This window comes from Streptococcus infantis (assembly GCF_047464415.1).
Classification (GTDB): domain Bacteria; phylum Bacillota; class Bacilli; order Lactobacillales; family Streptococcaceae; genus Streptococcus; species Streptococcus infantis_AE.
In genome coordinates this window covers 1-1,482 of record NZ_JASHBX010000043.1, presented here as the reverse complement: position 1 = coordinate 1,482, position 1,482 = coordinate 1, and the positions used below count along the sequence as shown (strand labels likewise).

The following is a 1,482-nucleotide window of genomic DNA, read 5'->3' as shown; positions in this document are numbered from 1 at the left end:
TAGCAGTATCCTGAGTACGGCGGGACACGTGAAATCCCGTCGGAATCTGGGAGGACCATCTCCCAACCCTAAATACTCCCTAGTGACCGATAGTGAACCAGTACCGTGAGGGAAAGGTGAAAAGCACCCCGGGAGGGGAGTGAAATAGAACCTGAAACCGTGTGCCTACAACAAGTTCGAGCCCGTTAATGGGTGAGAGCGTGCCTTTTGTAGAATGAACCGGCGAGTTACGATATGATGCGAGGTTAAGTTGAAGAGACGGAGCCGTAGGGAAACCGAGTCTGAATAGGGCGCCTTAGTATCATGTCGTAGACCCGAAACCATGTGACCTACCCATGAGCAGGTTGAAGGTGCGGTAAGACGCACTGGAGGACCGAACCAGGGCACGTTGAAAAGTGCTTGGATGACTTGTGGGTAGCGGAGAAATTCCAAACGAACTTGGAGATAGCTGGTTCTCTCCGAAATAGCTTTAGGGCTAGCGTCGACATTAGAGATTCTTGGAGGTAGAGCACTGTTTGGGTGAGGGGTCCATCCCGGATTACCAATCTCAGATAAACTCCGAATGCCAATGAATTATGGTCGGCAGTCAGACTGCGAGTGCTAAGATCCGTAGTCGAAAGGGAAACAGCCCAGACCACCAGCTAAGGTCCCAAAATAATTGTTAAGTGGAAAAGGATGTGGGGTTGCACAGACAACTAGGATGTTAGCTTAGAAGCAGCTATTCATTCAAAGAGTGCGTAATAGCTCACTAGTCGAGTGACCCTGCGCCGAAAATGTACCGGGGCTAAAACAATTTACCGAAGCTGTGGATACCTTTATAGGTATGGTAGGAGAGCGTTCTATGTGTGAAGAAGGTGTACCGTGAGGAGTGCTGGAACGCATAGAAGTGAGAATGCCGGTATGAGTAGCGAAAGACAGGTGAGAATCCTGTCCACCGTAAGACTAAGGTTTCCAGGGGAAGGCTCGTCCGCCCTGGGTTAGTCGGGACCTAAGGAGAGACCGAAAGGTGTATCCGATGGACAACAGGTTGATATTCCTGTACTAGAGTATGTAGTGATGGAGGGACGCAGTAGGCTAACTAAAGCAGACGATTGGAAGAGTCTGTCTAAGCAGTGAGGTGTGAATTGAGTTAAATGCTTAGTTCTATAACATTGAGCTGTGATGGGGAGCGAAGTTTAGTAGCGAAGTTAGTGACGTCACACTGCCAAGAAAAGCTTCTAGCGTTTAAACATACTCTACCCGTACCGCAAACCGACACAGGTAGTCGAGGCGAGTAGCCTCAGGTGAGCGAGAGAACTCTCGTTAAGGAACTCGGCAAAATGACCCCGTAACTTCGGGAGAAGGGGTGCTGACTTTAAGTCAGCCGCAGTGAATAGGCCCAAGCAACTGTTTATCAAAAACACAGCTCTCTGCTAAATCGTAAGATGATGTATAGGGGGTGACGCCTGCCCGGTGCTGGAAGGTTAAGAGGAGTGCTTAGCG

General features: G+C 49.5%; 1 rRNA gene. It reads left to right on the top strand.

Annotated features, from left to right (window positions below):
* Window positions 1–1,482: ribosomal RNA gene (locus QM460_RS10340) — 23S ribosomal RNA — on the top strand; the annotation flags it as partial.